This window comes from Sphaerisporangium album (assembly GCF_003323745.1).
GTDB lineage: Bacteria > Actinomycetota > Actinomycetes > Streptosporangiales > Streptosporangiaceae > Sphaerisporangium > Sphaerisporangium album.
Map to the genome: position 1 here is coordinate 67,269 of NZ_QOIL01000024.1, position 17,028 is coordinate 84,296.

Here is a 17,028-nt window from a genome sequence, read left to right on the forward strand (position 1 = left end):
GTGATCCGGGCGCGAGAGGTGCAATCCCGTTCCTTCTGGGGAGGAAGAGAATCTTCCACGAGAAGGTCTTGGGCGAAAGATCTACCCGATGCCCGGGATGCCCGGCCGGGTGACCTCTCGTTATCGAGGAGACAGGCATTCCGGCGGCGCATGCCCGCGAGAAGGGCCGCGCCCGCCGGGGCCCGCAAGGGTATGCAGGTATCTACTCACGGGTAGAAATGGGACGCAGGCGCGACGGCCGCACCCCAGGGGGAGCGCGATGAACAGCCAAGACGGTGCGAGGGAACGGGCGGCGCAGGAGGGTGGTGCGGGCGCGCGGGCCGGACTCGGCGAACACGGCGAAACGGATGGCGTGGCGCCCCGCGCGGGCGCCGATCTCCTGGGCAGGGAGGGCGGCGGGACGCACTCCGCCCGGCTCGGCCCCGCGGACAGATCGGCCGCCCTGGCCCACATGGCCGACCCCGCGCACGAGCTGGACGTCATCGTGGTCGGCGGCGGCGTGGTCGGGTCCGGCGTCGCGCTGGACGCCGTCACGCGCGGGCTGTCGGTGGGCCTGGTCGAGGCGCGCGATTTCGCGTCCGGCACGTCCTCGCGCTCGTCCAAGCTGATCCACGGCGGGCTGCGCTACCTCGAACAGCTCAACTTCGACCTCGTGCGCGAGGCGCTGCAGGAGCGGGCGCTGCTGCTCCAGCGGATCGCCCCCCACCTGGTGCGCCCGGTGCCGTTCCTGTTCCCGCTCACCCACCACGTGTGGGAGCGGCCGTACGTCGGCGCGGGCCTGACCATGTACGACACGCTGGGCTTCTCGACCGGCCTGACCCGGGGCATGCCCGGCCATCGCCACCTGTCGCGCCGCCGCGCCCGGCGGCTGGCCCCGGCGCTGCGCAAGTCCGCGCTCACCGGCGCGGTGCAGTACTGGGACGCCCAGGTGGACGACGCGCGCTACGTGACGACGATGCTGCGCACGGCCGCCGCCTACGGGGCGCACGTCGCCTCGCGCACCCAGGTCGTCGGGTTCCTGCGCGAGGGCGAGCGGGTAACGGGCGTGCGGGTGCGCGACCTTGAGAGCACCGCCGAGTTCGACATCCGCGCCCGCCAGGTCGTCAACGCGACCGGGGTGTGGACCGACGAGATCCAGGAGATGGTGGGCGGGCGCGGGCAGATCCACGTGCGCGCGTCCAAGGGCGTCCACCTGGTGGTGCCGCGCGACCGGATCCAGTCGCTCACCGGAATCATCCTTCGCACCGAGAAATCGGTGCTTTTCGTGATCCCGTGGGGCCGCCACTGGATCGTCGGGACCACCGACACGCACTGGTCCCTCGACAAGGCCCACCCGGCCGCCTCCCGCCAGGACATCGACTACGTGCTCGACCACGTCAACGCCGTCCTGTCGGTGCCGCTCACCCGCGACGACGTCGAGGGCGTGTACGCGGGCCTGCGCCCCCTGCTCGCCGGGGAGTCGGAGGAGACGTCCAAGCTGTCGCGCGAGCACGTCGTCACCCACCCCGTGCCAGGGCTGGTCATGATCGCCGGCGGGAAGTACACGACGTACCGCGTCATGGCCAAGGACGCGGTGGACGCGGTCGCGCACGGCCTCGACCAGCGCGTGCCCCCGTCCTGCACGGACAGGGTGCCGCTGGTGGGCGGCGAGGGCTACCAGGCGCTGTGGAACCAGCGGCACCGGCTGGCGCGCTCCTCCGGCCTGCACGTCGCCCGCATCGAGCACCTGCTCCAGAGGTTCGGGTCGCTGATCGACGAGGTGCTCGCGCTGATCGAGCGCGACCCGTCGCTGGCCCGCCCGCTGGCCGGGGCCGACGACTACCTCAGGGCCGAGGTCGTCTACGCGGCCACCCACGAGGGCGCCCGCCACCTCAACGACGTGCTCACCCGCCGCACCCGCATCTCGATCGAGACCTTCCACCGCGGCACAGCCGTCGCCCAGGAGGCCGCCGAGCTGATGGCCGGGCCGCTCGGGTGGGACGCCGAGCAGGTCAAGCGCGAGGTCGAGTACTACACCAAGCGGGTCGAGGCCGAGCGGCTGTCCCAGGAGCAGGACACCGACCAGGAGGCCGACGCGATCCGCCTCGGCGCCCCGGAGATCGTCCCGGTGGGCGAGCCGGACGCCAAGAAGGTCTGATCCGGAGCGATCTGCCGTCCGGCCGCACGGCCGGGTCCCGTCACGGGGACCCATGCCGTGCGGCCGGGGCACTCCGGGCCGTACTGCGCGATACGGCCCGGAAGCGTGTGAGGCGGCGCGTCACACCTCGAAGGGGATCCAGCCCTGGTCGGCCAGCGTGGTGGCGCTGCTGGCCTTCATGCCCGTGTCGGAGACGGTCCACAGCGTGTCCCCGATGATCAGGCAACGACGGATCGCCGTGTCGAACTGGATGGGCTCGTCCGTCCTGGCCTGCTTCGGGTGCGTGACGAGCCCGGCCTTCGTGATGGCCCCGTCGCCGACCTTCAGCACCATAGCGGCCATCTCGGCCTTCGAGGGATCAGGCCCGCCCCAGCTGTTGACCGGCACGACGGCCAGGCCGGACTCCGGCCAGTACAGGAAGGCGTGCGGGTCCCATTCCGCCTCGGACCCGGAGTCCTTCTGGTGGAACTGCGACAGACGCGCCGGTTTGGCCGGGTCGCTGACGTCGAACAGCGAGACCTGCATGCCGAGCGTCCTGCCCTGCTCGCTGGCCTCCTGGCCGATGCCGAGCAACCGCCCCTCGCCCGCCGGGTGCAGGTAGGCCGAGTAGCCGGTGATCTTGAGCTCGCCGGTGACCTTGGGGTTCGCCGGGTCGCGCAGGTCCAGCGTGTACAGCGGGTCGACCTGCCGGAACGTCACGACGTAGCCCACGGGGCCGATGAAGCGCACCGAGTAGATCCGCTCGCCCTTGCCAAGGCCGGTGACCTCGCCCACCTTGGCCAGCGTGTCCGCCTTCAGGACGTACACGCCGCTGGAGCCGCGGGAGGGGTTCGCCCCCACCACGGCGTCGGAGGTGGTGGCGACCCGCAGGTTCCCGTCGAAGTCCGACAGGGAGTACTGGTTGAGCAGGCGGCCGGGGACCACGCCGGAGGCGACGTACCGGGGCGCGCCCGCGCCGCCGATGTCGAACCGGTGGATCTCGGTCTGCTCGGGCGGCTCGGCCTGGGCCGTCGGGCCCGGGGTGGTCGCCGTCGGGGACGCGGGGGCGGACGTCGTCGGGGGAGTGCCCGAGGGCGAGGCAGTCGGCTCGGGGAGCAGGGAGGGCATCGACGGGTCGTTGCTCGGCTCGATCTTCTCCGCGGGCGGCGTGGTGGCCGGGTCGCGCGGGGCGACGGCCGTCGGCGCCGTCTCCGGGGCCGCCGCGCCGGGGGAGACCGCCGCGCTCGGCGTGGTCTCTGGGGCGGTCGTGGTGTCCGGGACGGGCCCCGTGTCCTCGATCATCCTGCGGGGGAACCACCAGCGCGGGTTGCTGGTGACGTACAGGCTGGTGGGCGTCGCGTAGACCGTGTCGCCGTCGGCGGCCACCGCGATCGGGTCGTCGGAGGTGAGCCCGGCCTCCAGGTCGAGGGTGTGCACGGTCAGCACGGAGGTGCCGGTGTAGTCGGCCGGGTGGCTGATCGCCTCGCACTTCAGCTTCTCGGTGCGGGCGGGCTGGCCGGCGACGCCGACCTCGTAGCTCGGCAGCCACGCCTCGATGGGCGCCTTGCGCACGATGTCCTGGTTACGCCGGGTCAGCTCGTCTTCCTTCTGGTCCGGGCGGGACTCGGGGAAGGCGATGTCGGGCTGCGACCTGACCACGAGGCGGACGGTCGAGCCGACCATCCGGGCGTCCACGTGCGTGCCCTGCGGCGTGATCGACCCGAGGACCTTCAGCTCCTTCAGGTCGACCAGCATGTACTTGGGGCCGCTGGTGGCGGGCCGCTTCGCGACCGCGCCGAGCGGGATGACGTCGCCGCCGTTGAACATCACCAGCGCGCGGTCCCCGTGGACCAGCAGATCGCCGGGCGCCCAGGACTGCTCCTTCGGCACGAGCCGCAGCGTGCCGGTCACCTTCTTGGACGCGGCGTCCACCACGCGCAGCACGCCCTGCGCGTAGCTGATGATCCGGTTGCCGTCCGTCTTGACCATGTCGGGCTCGTCGACGCCCGCCTCGTGGACGTTGGTGGTGGAGTACGAGGGCGTGGCGGCCTTCTGGTCCGTCCTGGCCGCGCCGTCGGCGGCGTAGAAGATCATGTTGCCGCCGAAGCCCCACGGGCCGACGTTCTTCGCCGCGGCCTCGCGCAGGCCGTCCAGCATGTCGTCGCACCCGGTGTACGCGACGAGCTTGATGTTCCCCAGCGCCACGGGCTCCTCGGCCGTTGGCTTGACGGGCCCGCCGCCGCTCGTGCAGGCCGTCACCACCAGGCCGCAGGCCAGCGCGACGGCCGCTGCCGTACCGATCGAAGTCCTCATGCCCCTACGACGCATTCTGTGGTGACACGGTTCAGCGGACCGGCAGGCGACCGTAGATCACCGGCAGCGTTCGCATCGGCCGCCGTCGCTAGACTGTGAGGACCGCGGCGTCTTTTGGGGGGTCTTTTCGGTGTCTGAGTTCGACACGGTCCTGGTCGTCGACTTCGGCGCGCAGTACGCGCAGTTGATCGCGCGGCGGGTCCGTGAGTGCCACGTGTACTCCGAGATCGTCCCCTCGACGATGCCGGTGGACGAGATGCTCGCCAAGAACCCGAAGGCGATCATCCTGTCCGGCGGCCCCGCGTCGGTGTACGCCGAGGACGCCCCCGCCGCGCCGGAGGGCCTGTTCGACACCGGGGTGCCGACCTTCGGCATCTGCTACGGCTTCCAGGAGATGGCCCGGGTCCTCGGCGGGCAGGTCGCGCAGACCGGCATCGCCGAGTACGGCGGCACGCCGCTGACCGTCGCCCGCGAGGGCGTGCTGTTCGCCGGGCTGCCCTCGGCCCAGTCAGTGTGGATGTCCCACGGCGACAGCGTCGTCGCGGCCCCCGAGGGCTTCGAGGTCACCGCGTGGACGCCCGACACGCCCGTCGCGGCCATGGAGCACCGCGGCAAGGGGCTGTACGGCGTGCAGTTCCACCCCGAGGTGCTGCACTCCGAGCACGGCCAGGCCGTCATGAAGCACTTCCTGGACGCCGCCGGCTGCCGCCCGTCGTGGACCATGCTCAACATCGTCGAGGACGCCGTCGAGGCCGTCCGCGCGCAGATCGGCCCCAAGGGGCGCGCCATCTGCGGCCTCTCGGGCGGGGTCGACTCCGCCGTGGCCGCCGCGATCGTCCAGCGCGCCATCGGAGCCCGGCTGACCTGCGTGTTCGTCGACCACGGGCTGCTGCGCAAGGGCGAGGCCGAGCAGGTCGAGCGTGACTTCGTCGCGGCGACCGGCGTGCGGCTGCGGGTCGTGGACGCCGAAGAGCGGTTCCTCAAGGCGCTGGCCGGGGTCTCGGACCCGGAAGAGAAGCGCAAGATCATCGGACGTGAGTTCATCCGCGTCTTCGAGGACGAGCAGCGCGCCATCCTCGCCGACGGGCCCGTCGACTTCCTGGTGCAGGGCACGCTCTACCCCGACGTGGTCGAGTCGGGCGGCGGCACGGGAACGGCCAACATCAAGTCCCACCACAACGTGGGCGGGCTCCCCGACGACCTGAAGTTCTCGCTGGTCGAGCCGCTGCGCACGCTGTTCAAGGACGAGGTCCGCCGCGCGGGCGAGGAGCTCGGCCTGCCGTCCGCCATGGTGTGGCGGCAGCCGTTCCCCGGCCCCGGGCTCGCCATCCGCATCGTCGGCGAGGTCACCCACGACCGCCTGGCCATCCTGCGCGAGGCCGACGCGATCGCCCGCGAGGAGCTGTCCCGGGCCGGGCTCGACCGCGAGATCTGGCAGTGCCCGGTCGTGCTGCTGGCCGACGTCCGCTCGGTCGGCGTGCAGGGCGACGGCCGCACGTACGGCCACCCGGTCGTGCTGCGGCCGGTGACCAGCGAGGACGCGATGACGGCCGACTGGTCCCGCGTGCCGTACGACGTCCTGGCCCGCATCTCGACCCGCATCACCAACGAGGTCCGCGAGATCAACCGCGTGGTCCTGGACGTGACCAGCAAGCCCCCGGGCACCATCGAGTGGGAGTGAGCGGTTTCCGGGGGTCGCCCGGTCCCGGGTAGCCCGGGCCTGACCGCGTTCGGCCGGAAAACGCGATTAGACGCGTCTCACCGCGCCGTAGTCCGGTAAATTGCGGAAAATGCTTACGGCCGGGCCGCCCCCCACGACCGCCGTCTCCCCGTCCGCGCGACCGAGGCTGGCGTGGCTGGACGCCGTTCGTGGTCTCGGGTCCACGGCCGTGATGCTGGAGCACATGCTCTACCGGTTCCTGCCCGGGCTACGGCCCTACTGGTTCAACCTGGGCATCTACGGCGTGCTGGTGTTCTTCCTGGTCAGCGGGTACGTCATCCCGGCGTCGCTGGAGCATCGGGGGGACGTGCGGGCGTTCTGGGTCGGCAGGCTGTTCCGGCTCTACCCGCTGTACCTCGTGGTCATCGCCGCCGTGGTGGCGGCGGCGCCGATCGTGCCGATCCGGGACGATCTCACGCCGGACCTGGCCGCCCTCGCGGGGCACGCGACCATGCTCGTCGACGTGCTCGGCTCGCCCGGCGTCGTCGAGACGATCTGGACGCTCTCGTACGAGATGGTCTTCTACCTCGTCGTGGCCGCCCTGTTCGTCACGGGGACCCACCGGCGCAGCGGCCTGTGGGCGGCGGCGTTCGCGGCGGCGGCGCTGGTCGTGAGCGTGTCGGTGACGGTGCCCGCACTGGCGCCCGGCCCGGCCTCCCTGGTCACGCTGGCGGTCTTCGCGGCCGGGTTCGGGTGTGTGGCCGCCGGGCCGGGACGGGTGCGGACGGCGGGCACGCTCGCCCTCGGGGCGCTCGCCGTGACGCTGGTGCTGCTCGGCGGGCGCACGCCGTGGCTCGGCCCGGCGATCCTGGCCGTGATGTTCATCGGGACCGCGTTGTACCGCTGGGACGCCGGGCGGGTCTCCGGGCCGCGCGCGGTCGCGCCGGCCGTCGTCCTGCTGGCGAGCGTTCCGTTCTTCGCGACGCCGAGCACCTGGTGGGCCGCGCCGCGCGTCTGGATCACCACGGTCGTGCTGGCCGGGGCGACGTTCGCGCTCGGCATGGCCGTACGCGACCGGGTGGTGCCGCGCCCGCTGGTGTGGCTGGGCGTGATCAGCTACTCGGTGTACCTGGTGCACGTCCCGCTGCTGAAGCTGTTCCTGACGATCGTGGGCGATCCCGCCCGCATGCCGGTGATCACGCAGGCCGCGCTCGCCGCCGCGTTCGTCGCCGTGGTGCTCGGCGTCAGCGCGCTGACGTACCGCTACGTCGAGCGTCCGATGCAGCGCCTGGGCCGCCGCCTGGCGAGGTCCCTGCCCGCGGAGCGTTAGCCGCGGGCGGTCCGGCCGGGGTCACGCCGCACGCGCGTGAGGGGCCCGGCGCCCGGGTCGTCGGCCCCGGGCCGCTCAGTCGTCGAACTCGCCGTCGCGGACGCCGAGGACGAAGGCGTTCCACTCGGCCGCCGTGTAGCGCAGCACCGTGCCGGCGGGGTCGGACGGGTTGCGCATCGCGACCGCGCCGCCGGGGAGGTAGGCGATCTCGATGCGGTCCTCCGAGGCGCTGCCCGGGGCGCTCAGCCAGGTGACGTCAGAGATGTCCATGGCGTAGAGCTCGGCCTTCTCGCGTACGTCGCTCATCCCTCGACCAGGTCTCCCTCTGTGGCGGCCGGAAACGGCCATGACGAACCGCACATGACGGCGGCCGGCGAGATCGGCCGGTGTCTCTGCGGACACCCGGCCCGCCGGCGCGTTCACCCCACCTTATGACCGTCGCGGGGAGGCCGCGCAAGCGATTCCGCCGATAGTCCGCCATTACTCCGTCCGCGCGAACGGCCCGGGCGCGGTCGCGGGGAGGATCAGTTCCAGCCGCCCACGGGGAAGACCTCGCCCGGGGCGAGCGTCCGGCCGCGCAGCAGCTTCTGGATCGTGACGACGTGGTATCCGCTCTTCTCCAGGCCGGACAGGATCTTCGGCAGGGCCTTGACCGTGTGGGGCTGGATGTCGTGCATCAGGACCACCCGGTCGCGCTTGGCCAGGCCGAGGACCTTCGCGGTGAGGGCCTTGGGGTCGCGCAGCTCCCAGTCGCGCGAGCTGCCGTTCCACAGGATCTGCGCCAGGCCCAGCTCGGCCGTGACGGCGCCCACGCGTGCGTCGGTGTCGCCGTACGGGGGGCGCATGAGGTCCGGGCGCCTGCCGGTGACGGCTTCGATGGCGTCCTGCGTGCGGCTGAGCTCGTCGCGGATCTCGTCGTCGTACAACGTGGTCAGGTGCGGGTGGTCGAAGGTGTGGTTGCCGATCTGGTGGCCCTCGCGCGCCATCCTGCGGACGGTGCCGGGGCGCTTCTTGACGTTCCCGCCGACCAGGAAGAACGTGACCTTCGTGCGGTGGGCGCGCAGGATGTCCAGCACCTTGCCGGTGTAGGGGCCCGGCCCGTCGTCGAAGGTCAGCGCGATGCACTTCACGCGCGCGCACTCGGTCGCGGGGCGGAGGGAGTGGGGCGACGCGGCCGGCACCGTGGACGCGGAGGACCCGTTGGACGAGTTGTCCGAGTTGGACGAGCTGGACACAGTGGACATGGCCGAGGCGGGTGCCGCCGTCGTCAGCGCCAGGGCGGCCGCGGCCGCGACCTGGATCCATCGCCGCATGACATCTCCTCCAATGTCGCGCTCCACCGTCCGGGGTGCACCGTCCGGGGTGCACCGTCCGGCCGGGGTGATCGGGCAGGCCGTCGACGCCGCGTAACCCTACTCTGGTTTCCATTGGAACGTAAAAAACACACAAAATCGGCATTAATCGTTCACCGAGCGGGGGCCCGATCCCCGTCCCGGAAGCCGTCGTGTGGCGAGAGGTCAAGCCGTCGAGGCCAGTCGCCCACGGCGGTCAAGAAAGCATCTAGAGATCACATGCTAGTTACAGACGGTGAGTTTTCGGTGGCTTCACGTCGCCATGCTGGCACTCATGAGGTCCTATTCGCTGGATGACGTCCTCGCGACGCGCAAACGCAGAGACTCATGGTGGACGGTGTTCATGGTCGACCCGGTCGCGTGCCGGGTGGCACTGTTCGTAGCGAATCGCACCGAGATCACGCCGAACGCGCTGACGCGTTTCTCGCTGATCCTCGGTATGGCCTCGGCGGCCTGTTTCGCGGTGAACCGCCTGGTTCTCGGCGCGCTGCTGTTCTATGTCAGCTTCATGATCGACTGCGTCGACGGCAAGATCGCCCGGCTGAAGGGCACGGGCACGCCGTTCGGGCTCTGGCTGGACTACGTGGGCGACCGGATCCGCGTCGTCTGCTGCGCCGCCGGCCTCGCCTACGGGCAGTACGCGGCGACGGGACGGCTCGCGTACGTGCTGCTGGGGGCGGGGATCGCGATCCTGGACCTGTTCCGCTACGTCAACGCCCCTCAGATGAAGCGCGTGCGCCAGACAGTCAAGGCCCGGCGGCGCGCCGCGCGCAGGGAGGAACTCACCGCGGTACGGGAGGCGATGGCCGTCGAGTCGCTCGACAGGGGAGCGTACGGGGCGCCGGGCGTGGTGACGCACGACTGCCACGCCGCCACCGCCGAGGAGTTCCACGACTACCCGCTCCCGCCGCACGCCCCGCTCGACCACGAGTACGCGTCACCTCCGCAGAGGCCCCTCGACCACGAGTACCCGCTGCCGCCGCAGGGCCGCCTCGACCACAGGTACGCGCTGCCTCCGCAGGGTCCCCTTGACCACGAGTACCCGCTGCCTCCGCAGGGTCCCCTCGACCACGAGTACGCGCCGTCACCGCACCGCCCCCTCGACCAGGAGCCCCCGCGCGCCGGCGACGCCGGAGGCTCCTCGGACGCCGACCGGGCCGCCGGCGCGCCCGCGCCGCACGAGCCCTCCGAACCCGCGCCCAGCATCCCCCGGCAGGCGTCCCGGTTCCCGGACTCGCTCGGCTCCACCCAGCCCATTCCCCGCGAGCCGTTCCCGCGCGTCCCTCCGCCGGCCGGGTTCCTCCCGCACGACCGGCCGGTGCCGGCCCGCGCGGCGGCGTCCGAGCCGTACGACCAGGAGCGCGACGCCCCCGGTCACATGGACGACCTCGACCACGGCCGGCCCTACGACCCCCTCGACCACGGCCGGCCCTACGACCCCCTCGACCACGGCCGGCCGTACGACCCCGGAGGGTACGACCCGGCGCCGCCGCAGCCGGAGGGCGACGCCCCGGTGGGCGCGCGGCAGCGGATCGGCCACTTCCTGGCCCGGCACCGCGTGCGCTCCCACCTGATGAGCGGCATCGAGTTCCACGCGGCGGTCTTCGTCGTCGCGCCCGTCATCGGCCCCGGCGCGCTGCTGCCCGTCACGGCCCTCGCCGGCGCCCTGCTCGTCGCCAACGAGATCTTCCTTGTCTACCGCATGTGGCTCTCCACCCGGGCGCTCGCGGGGCGGGCCCGGCCCGGCGCGTCCGAGAAGGACGAGCAGCCGCACGTGCGGACCGATCCTTTCTTCACGGGGGTGTAGAGCGATGCGTCCAGACCGGCCCATTTTCATCATCGGCTGCCCGCGCTCCGGCACGACGATGCTGCAGCTCATGCTGCACGCGCACGAGCGCATCGCGGTGCCGCCGGAGACCCGCTACCTGCTCCCGGCGTACTACCACCGCCGGTGGTACGGGGACATGCGCGAGGCCGCGAACCGGCGCGGGCTCGCCGAGTGGATCGCCACGGACAAGACCACCAAGTTCCGCGCGCTCGGCATCGACGCCGACGCCTACGTCGAGCGGGCCGCCGCGGGGCCCGGGTCGCTGGGGTCGGTGGTCGGCGAGACGTTCCGCGCGTACGCCGAGCGCTTCGGCAAGCCGCGCTGGGGCGACAAGCGGCCGGGCTACTCCAAGCACGTGAACGTGTTGCTCCGGCTGTTCCCCGATGCCCAGTTCATCCACCTGATCAGGGACGGCCGCGACTGCGTGGCCTCGCTCAAGGAGATGCCCTGGTTCACGCTGGACGTCTACCACGCCGTCGCCATCTGGGCCGAGGCCGTCGACTACGGGCGCCGGCACGCCGCGCGGCTGCCGGCCGACAGCTACCACGAGCTGCGCTACGAGGACCTGACCGCCGACCCGGAGGGGGAGCTCGCCAAGATCTGCACCTTCCTCGGCGAGGACTACGACCCCGCGATGTGCGAGCCGCGGCGCGTGGCGGTGACGGCGGTGCCCGCCCACAAGGTCTGGCACAGCAACACCCACCGGGAGGTCAGCCAGGCGAGCGTGGGCAGCTGGACCACTCGGCTCGAATCGTGGGAGGCCGCGCTCTGCGAGGAGGTCCTCGGCGACCGCCTGCGCGGGCATGGCTACGAGCTGTCCGGCGTCTCCGGCGCGTCCGTCCGGCACCTGCTGGCCTACCGCAGGACGGCGGCCCGGCGGGCGCTGTCGCGGGCCCGCACGTTCGGCCGCGACCGGATCAACCGCATGCGTGAGCCGGGGCCGCTGGCCGCGATGCTGACCTCAGGGCAGCTCTCGCTCGCGAGCATCCCGCGCCAGCGCACGACCTCGGGGCAGCTCACCAGGCGCTGACACCCACCGGTGGCCGGTCGCGGCGAGGTGTCGTGGTCCGGGTGAAGACGTCCGTCGGCGGTCGATCCGGGGGTGGACGTCCACCAGCGGCCGATATGGGGATCGCGTCCGTCACCGGCTGATGCGGGCGAACACGTCCTCCCAGCGGTCCAGCACCTTCTCCAGCCGGAACGCCTCGGCGTGGGCCCGCGCCGCCGCGCCCAGCCGCCGCCTGCGGGCGTGGTCGGCCATCAGGCCGTTCAGCGCGCCGGTGAGCGCGTCGACGTCCGCGGGCGGCACGAGCACGCCGGTCGCGCCGTCCCGCACCAGCGCGCGCACCCCTCCCGAGACGTCGAAGGCGACGGCGGGCATGCCGTACGAGGCCGCCTCGGCCACCACCAGCGGGAACCCCTCGTGCTCGCTGGACAGCCCGAGGATCGACCCGTTGAGGTACTCCTGGCCGATCCGCGAGGCCGGCACCCTGCCGCGGAAGACCACGCGGCCGGTCACCCCGAGGGACGCGGCGTGCGAGCGCAGGCGCGCGAGCTCGGGGCCGTCGCCGATCAGGTGCAGCTCCCACTGCGTGCGCGTGCGGGAGGCGCGGGCGAACGCCGTGATGAGCCGGTCGAAGCGCTTCACCCCCGCCAGGCGGCCGATGCCGAGCACCCGGGGCACGTCCAGGAAGGACGTCGTCTCCGGCCACGCCCCCAGCGGGTTCGGCACGTGGTCGGCGTTCGGCAGCAGCGCCTGCTCGGCGAACCGCGCCGCGTCCTCCGGGCTGAGGAACACCGACCGCGCCAGGCCGACGTAGGCGCGCCGCACCGCGCCGAAGTGCCAGGTGCCGCGCGCGTGCTCGAACGAGCCGTGGTACTGGCCGATGGCCCGCAGCCGGCGCGGCACCGCGTCCGCCAGCCACGACACCACCGTCGGCGAGGTCAGGACGACGTAGCCGGGCGGCAGCGAGGACAGCAGGCGGGAGACCCGCGCCCGTGCCGTCCCGCGCCTGCCCTCGCCGACCGGCCTGTGTTGCGCCACGTGCTGCTCGTACAGAGGTCGTTCGACGTAGCGGAACGGGTCGGCCGCCTCGTGCAGGCCGATCACGTGCACGTCGTGGCCGCGCAGCGCGAGTCCCTGGGCCACGGTGTGGGTGACCTGCTGGACGCCGCCGAGCGTGTCGGCGTCCATACAGGCGAAGACCACGGTCCTCCCCGCGCGGCCGCCGCGTGTCCCGGCAGCCCTCATGGGCGGGGACCTGGTCCGTGGAAGAAGGCGTCCACGACGCGCGGCGCGGCCTTGCCCGTCTCGTCCGCGCAGAACAGCGTGACGAAGTCGGCGTACCGCCCGGCGTACTCGGCCGCGACGGCGGGCAGGTCGCGCAGCGCGGCGACCAGTTCCCCGGTCGTGGCCAGCACCGGGCCGGGGCCGATCTCGCGCAGGTCGTAGTTCAGCCCGCGTTCCACCCGGGCGAACTCGTCGTAGTCGTCGGCGTACAGCAGGATCGGCCGCCCGGTGCACGCGTAGTCGCAGATGATCGAGGAGTAGTCGCTGAGCAGCGCGTCCGAGGCCAGGATCAGATCGTTCACCTCGGGATACGACCCGGCCTCCCGGACGAGGTGCCGCACCCGCTCGGGCACCGCGAACCGCTCGACCGGGTGGGTGCGCAGCACGACGACCCACTCGTCCGCCAGCGCGTCGCCGAGCGCGTCGAGGTCCGCCCGCACCGACGCGCCGCCCGACTTCGCCCGGTCGCGGTACGTCGGCGCGTACAGCAGGATCTTGCGGTCGGACGGGATCTCCAGGGCCTCGCGCACGCGCGGCTCGGCCGAGGGGTCGCCGTTGACCAGGACGTCGCAGCGCGGCGAGCCGAAGCGCAGCACCGTGCCGGTGTACTCGTTGGACGGCACGAAGACCCGCTCGAACTCCGCGCCCGGCGACACCAGCGCGTCCCAGCGCGCCACGGCCGCCCGCCAGCGCTCGCGCGGGCCGGGGAAGTCGCCGCGCAGGTCGGGGGAGTCGAACCCGACCGTCTTGAGCGTCTGCCCGTGCCAGGTCTGCAGGTAGCGGGTCCCCTTCGGCTTGGGGAAGCCGAGCGGGAGGCCGTGGCTGTCCACCCAGTAGCCCGCGCGGGCCATGATCCAGATGTACCGCCAGCTCATCCGCCGCACCAGCGGCACGCCCGCGGGAAAGCCGGTCGCGTCCCCGCGCACCGACCAGCGCACGTCCAGCGGCAGCCCCCTGCGGACGATCTCCTCGTGGATGTACCGGGGGTTGCCCGTGTACCCCCCGCCTGTGTCGGACTCGAACAGCGCCAGGTCGCGGCGGCGCGGGACCATGTGGATCAGCCGCCGGTACGCCCACAGCTTCACGTCCGCGCGGCCCGCCAGGTCGCGCAGCACGCGCAGCGCGGATGCCCGCCGCAGCGCCGGGTCCGGCCGCCAGGAGACGCGCAGGACCGCGCCGTCGCCCGCCGGGCCGACCGTGACCTCGTGCCTGCCCACGGTCAGCACCAGCGGCGGCGCGGTGGGGTCGACCAGCAGCCGGTCGGCGGTGCGGTGCCCGTCCGCGCGGGTGAATCCGACGCGCGGGTCACGCCGTCCCTGGAACCCCAGCCTGCCCAGCCTCGCGCCCCCGAGGTCGAACTCCACCTGGGTGAGGTAGCTGCCGTCCGCCTGCCGCCGCGGCTCCAGCGGCACCGTCAGGCCCTTGAGCGTCAGGTCGGCCGCGCACTTCCAGCGGCGCAGCACCGCGAACGGGTCGTACGTGCGGACGGTCATCGACACGATCGTCCCCTCGCACGCCATCTCGGTGACCTCGTGCCGGATCCGCGACGCCATGAACGGCAGCTCCGCCAGGCGCAGCGCGGTGATGTCCATGGCCGGGTCGGCGCGCGTCCCCCAGTACGTCCGGCCGTCCACGCGCAGCGCGTGCCGCGGCGGCGCCTTCGGGCCGGTCAGCGAGCGTGCCGCGACCACCAGGTCCTCGGGGTGGTCGGTGCGGAGCAGATGCGCGCACACCCGGATCATCGGGTCGGCGCGGCCGAGCACGCCGGGCTCCAGGTCGTCCAGGTACGGACGGGTCACCGCGGCGAACTCCTTGACCCACACCGCGGGGCGGCCGGGCAGCTTGTTCAGGTAGACGCGCAGGTCCTGCTGCACGAAGCGGTGCTGGCGGTCGGCGACCAGGTCCGAGCAGCCGTTGTCGCGCAGGATCGCGTCGCTGACCAGCGCCGCCCGCACCCGCTGCCGGACGTTGTCCAGGTCCTGGACCGACGACGAGATCGACGTCGAACCGGCCGCGCGGTGCCAGACGTACACCACCCAGGGCACGACCGCGAACGTCCGGGCCGCGCAGTACAGGGCCGCGGTGAAGACGTGGTCCTCGTAGTGGATGTTCTCGGCGAAGCGCAGCCCGTGCTCGCGCAGGAAGGCCGTCCGGTACAGCTTGTTGGTCGCGAAGCCGTCCAGGAACAGGTGCGGCTCGGCGCGGATCCCCTCTACCACGCGCCGGGGGGAGTACAGGGACGGGTAGTAGCGCTGGGTGCGGCCCGTCTCCTCGAACAGCCGCGTGATCTGCCCGGCCGCGAAGTCGGCGCCCGTCCGCTCGACCTCCTCCAGCAGGCTCTTGCACGCGTGCGGGGCCAACTCGTCGTCGCTGTCCAGGAACATGATGTGCGGGGCGCGGGCGGCGTCCATCCCGGCGTTGCGCGGGGCCCCGCAGCCGCCGCTGTTGGACTCCCTGCGGATGTAGCGCACGCGCGGGTCGTCGTGGCGGGCGAGGACGCGGGGCGTGTGGTCGGTGCTCGCGTCGTCCACGACGATCACTTCGAGATTGCGCAGGGACTGGTTCAGCACCGAGGCGAGGGCACGCGGCAGTCTGGCCGAATCGTTGAACGTGATGAGCACGACGCTGACATCCGGCTGCATGCTGGTTCCCCCCAGTCGGCACCGACGCTGCCCCGGGGTATTCCCGGCCAGCCCCGCGTACCGCCCCTCCCGAAGGAGTGCTGACCAGCCCTTTCCCGACTTTTACCACCCACGGCCCGGGTGGTCCTCCGCTGGTGTCTCCGACCTGTGGGCTCGCGGAGCGCGTTCCCCGCGGGAGTCGGCGTGTGTCCCCGCCGCGCTCATGGTCAGCGGGGGGTGAGCAGCCGCTATGGTCAGCGGCGGGTGAGCAGCCGCCGTACCAGCCAGCCGAGCAGCACCACGCCCGCCAGCGCCGCCACCAGCGGGGCCGCGCGCTTGAGCAGCGGCATGCCCGCGATCCGCAGCAGGTCCAGCGCCTCCTCGTCGGGCGTCCGCGAGGTACGGGTGGTGCCCGCTGGGTGTGCCTCCCGCCCGGCCGTCCTCTCGGCGTAGGAGTCGGGCACGGCGCTGAGATGCCGCTGCGCCCTCGTCTCCCCACCGCCGGACACCCCCTCCTCCGGCTCCCCACCCCGAGACACCCGTCCCTCTGGCTTCCGACCCCCGGACACCCGGTCGTCCTGCTCCCCGGCCTCGGCGGGCGCCCCGAAGGGCGACGCGGCCTCCGCGACGGGGACGCTCGCGGGCTCCCCGGAGGGGGCGGTGGCCGGCTCGCCGGACGGGGCGGTGGCCGGCTCGCCGGGCTCCCGGGGTTCGCCGGATTCGCGGAACGGCACGGTGGCGGGCTCGGTGAACACCGAGGCGCGCTCGGCGAGCGGCGACGGCGCCGGCTCGTCGACCGGAGTGGTGGCGGGTTCGGGCAGAAGCGATGGCTCGGGTTGGTTGAACGGGGTGGTGGCGGGCTCGGCGAGCGCGCCGGGCTCGACCTCCCCGGCCGGCTCCGGCGCAGGCATCTCCTCGGCCGTCCCGCCGACGATCCCTGGTGCCGTCTTTCCGGCCGTCCCCGGGGCCGTTTCCTCGGTCGTTTCGTCGGGCACCACCGTGAGGGTCCTCTCCTCCGGGGCCTCGCGCAGCACCGCGGCGAGGTTCTCGGCGAACTTGTCGATCAGCTTGGCCCCGACCTCGGCCATCACCCCCCGCCCGAACTGCGCGGGACGTCCCGTCACGTTGAACGACGTCTCGACCGTGACCCTGGTCCGAGCCCCCTCGCCGGTGAGCGTCGCGTTGACCAGCGCCCCGGCGGTGCCGGTGCCGCGCGCCTCCTTGCCCGACGCCTTCAGGCTGAGCGTGTGCGCGTCCTTGTCCACCGACTCGAACGCCGCCTCGCCCCGGTAGGTGACGGTTATCGGCCCTACTTTGACCTTCATCCGGCCGGTGAACACGTCGCCGTCCACGCCGTCGAGCGTCGCCCCCGGCAGGCAGGGAGCCACCCTCTGGACATCGAGAAGCACCGACCACGCCTGCTCGACCGGCACGGGAACCGTGAACTCGTGCTCGAACCGCATCGCCATGGTGCCGCCCTCCCAGGCCAGGCCCGGCCGGCGAACGACCGGACGGCCC

At 72.8% G+C, this 17,028-nt stretch carries 11 protein-coding genes; 5 read left to right on the forward strand and 6 right to left on the reverse strand.

What is annotated here, in order from left to right; all coding sequences use genetic code 11:
• Positions 1-451: 451 nt before the first annotated feature.
• A complete protein-coding gene (locus DQ384_RS32955) occupies positions 452-2,137 on the forward strand; it encodes a glycerol-3-phosphate dehydrogenase/oxidase (RefSeq protein WP_114032845.1) in 1,686 nt (561 codons plus the stop codon).
• 120 nt (positions 2,138-2,257) lie between these two features.
• Here DQ384_RS32955 and DQ384_RS32960 read toward each other — a convergent pair whose 3' ends face one another.
• Positions 2,258-4,429 (reverse strand): beta-propeller domain-containing protein, encoded by a 2,172-nt coding sequence (locus DQ384_RS32960; protein WP_114032788.1) that lies wholly within the window; start codon positions 4,427-4,429, stop codon positions 2,258-2,260.
• A 130-nt stretch (positions 4,430-4,559) separates the two neighbouring features.
• On the opposite strand from DQ384_RS32960, the gene guaA reads away from it, so the two are divergent.
• Together guaA and DQ384_RS32970 are read left to right on the forward strand one after the other, a co-directional pair.
• Positions 4,560-6,110, forward strand: a complete 1,551-nt coding sequence (gene guaA / locus DQ384_RS32965; RefSeq protein WP_114032789.1) for a glutamine-hydrolyzing GMP synthase — start codon at positions 4,560-4,562, stop codon at positions 6,108-6,110.
• 109 nt (positions 6,111-6,219) lie between these two features.
• Complete coding sequence (locus DQ384_RS32970; RefSeq protein ID WP_114032790.1) at positions 6,220-7,419, forward strand: acyltransferase family protein; 1,200 nt, start codon at positions 6,220-6,222, stop codon at positions 7,417-7,419.
• A gap of 75 nt (positions 7,420-7,494) precedes the next feature.
• Here the strand turns inward: DQ384_RS32970 and DQ384_RS32975 are convergent, their stop codons facing one another.
• Complete coding sequence (locus tag DQ384_RS32975; RefSeq protein ID WP_114032791.1) at positions 7,495-7,725, reverse strand: DUF397 domain-containing protein; 231 nt, start codon at positions 7,723-7,725, stop codon at positions 7,495-7,497.
• Between the two features lie 218 nt (positions 7,726-7,943).
• Complete coding sequence (locus DQ384_RS32980; protein WP_114032792.1) at positions 7,944-8,732, reverse strand: polysaccharide deacetylase family protein; 789 nt, start codon at positions 8,730-8,732, stop codon at positions 7,944-7,946.
• A 313-nt stretch (positions 8,733-9,045) separates the two neighbouring features.
• Here DQ384_RS32980 and DQ384_RS43335 point away from each other — a divergent pair, with 313 nt between their 5' ends.
• Together DQ384_RS43335 and DQ384_RS32995 are read left to right on the forward strand one after the other, a co-directional pair.
• On the forward strand, positions 9,046-10,578 hold the full coding sequence (locus DQ384_RS43335) for a CDP-alcohol phosphatidyltransferase family protein (RefSeq protein WP_245966943.1): 1,533 nt from the start codon (positions 9,046-9,048) through the stop codon (positions 10,576-10,578).
• A gap of 4 nt (positions 10,579-10,582) precedes the next feature.
• Positions 10,583-11,629 carry a sulfotransferase family protein gene (locus DQ384_RS32995; RefSeq protein ID WP_114032793.1) on the forward strand — a complete coding sequence of 349 codons (1,047 nt, stop codon included), beginning with the start codon at positions 10,583-10,585 and terminating at the stop codon, positions 11,627-11,629.
• Positions 11,630-11,740: 111 nt separating this feature from the next.
• Here DQ384_RS32995 and DQ384_RS33000 read toward each other — a convergent pair whose 3' ends face one another.
• The 3 genes from DQ384_RS33000 to DQ384_RS44015 all read right to left on the reverse strand — a co-directional run bounded on the left by DQ384_RS33000 (position 11,741) and on the right by DQ384_RS44015 (position 16,979).
• Complete coding sequence (locus DQ384_RS33000) at positions 11,741-12,808, reverse strand: glycosyltransferase (RefSeq protein ID WP_245966944.1); 1,068 nt, start codon at positions 12,806-12,808, stop codon at positions 11,741-11,743.
• A 38-nt stretch (positions 12,809-12,846) separates the two neighbouring features.
• Positions 12,847-15,531: a CDP-glycerol glycerophosphotransferase family protein gene (locus DQ384_RS33005; RefSeq protein ID WP_114032795.1), complete on the reverse strand. Its 2,685-nt coding sequence runs from the start codon at positions 15,529-15,531 to the stop codon at positions 12,847-12,849.
• Between the two features lie 233 nt (positions 15,532-15,764).
• Positions 15,765-16,979: an SRPBCC domain-containing protein gene (locus tag DQ384_RS44015; RefSeq protein ID WP_342769475.1), complete on the reverse strand. Its 1,215-nt coding sequence runs from the start codon at positions 16,977-16,979 to the stop codon at positions 15,765-15,767.
• Between the last annotated feature and the right edge of the window lie 49 nt (positions 16,980-17,028).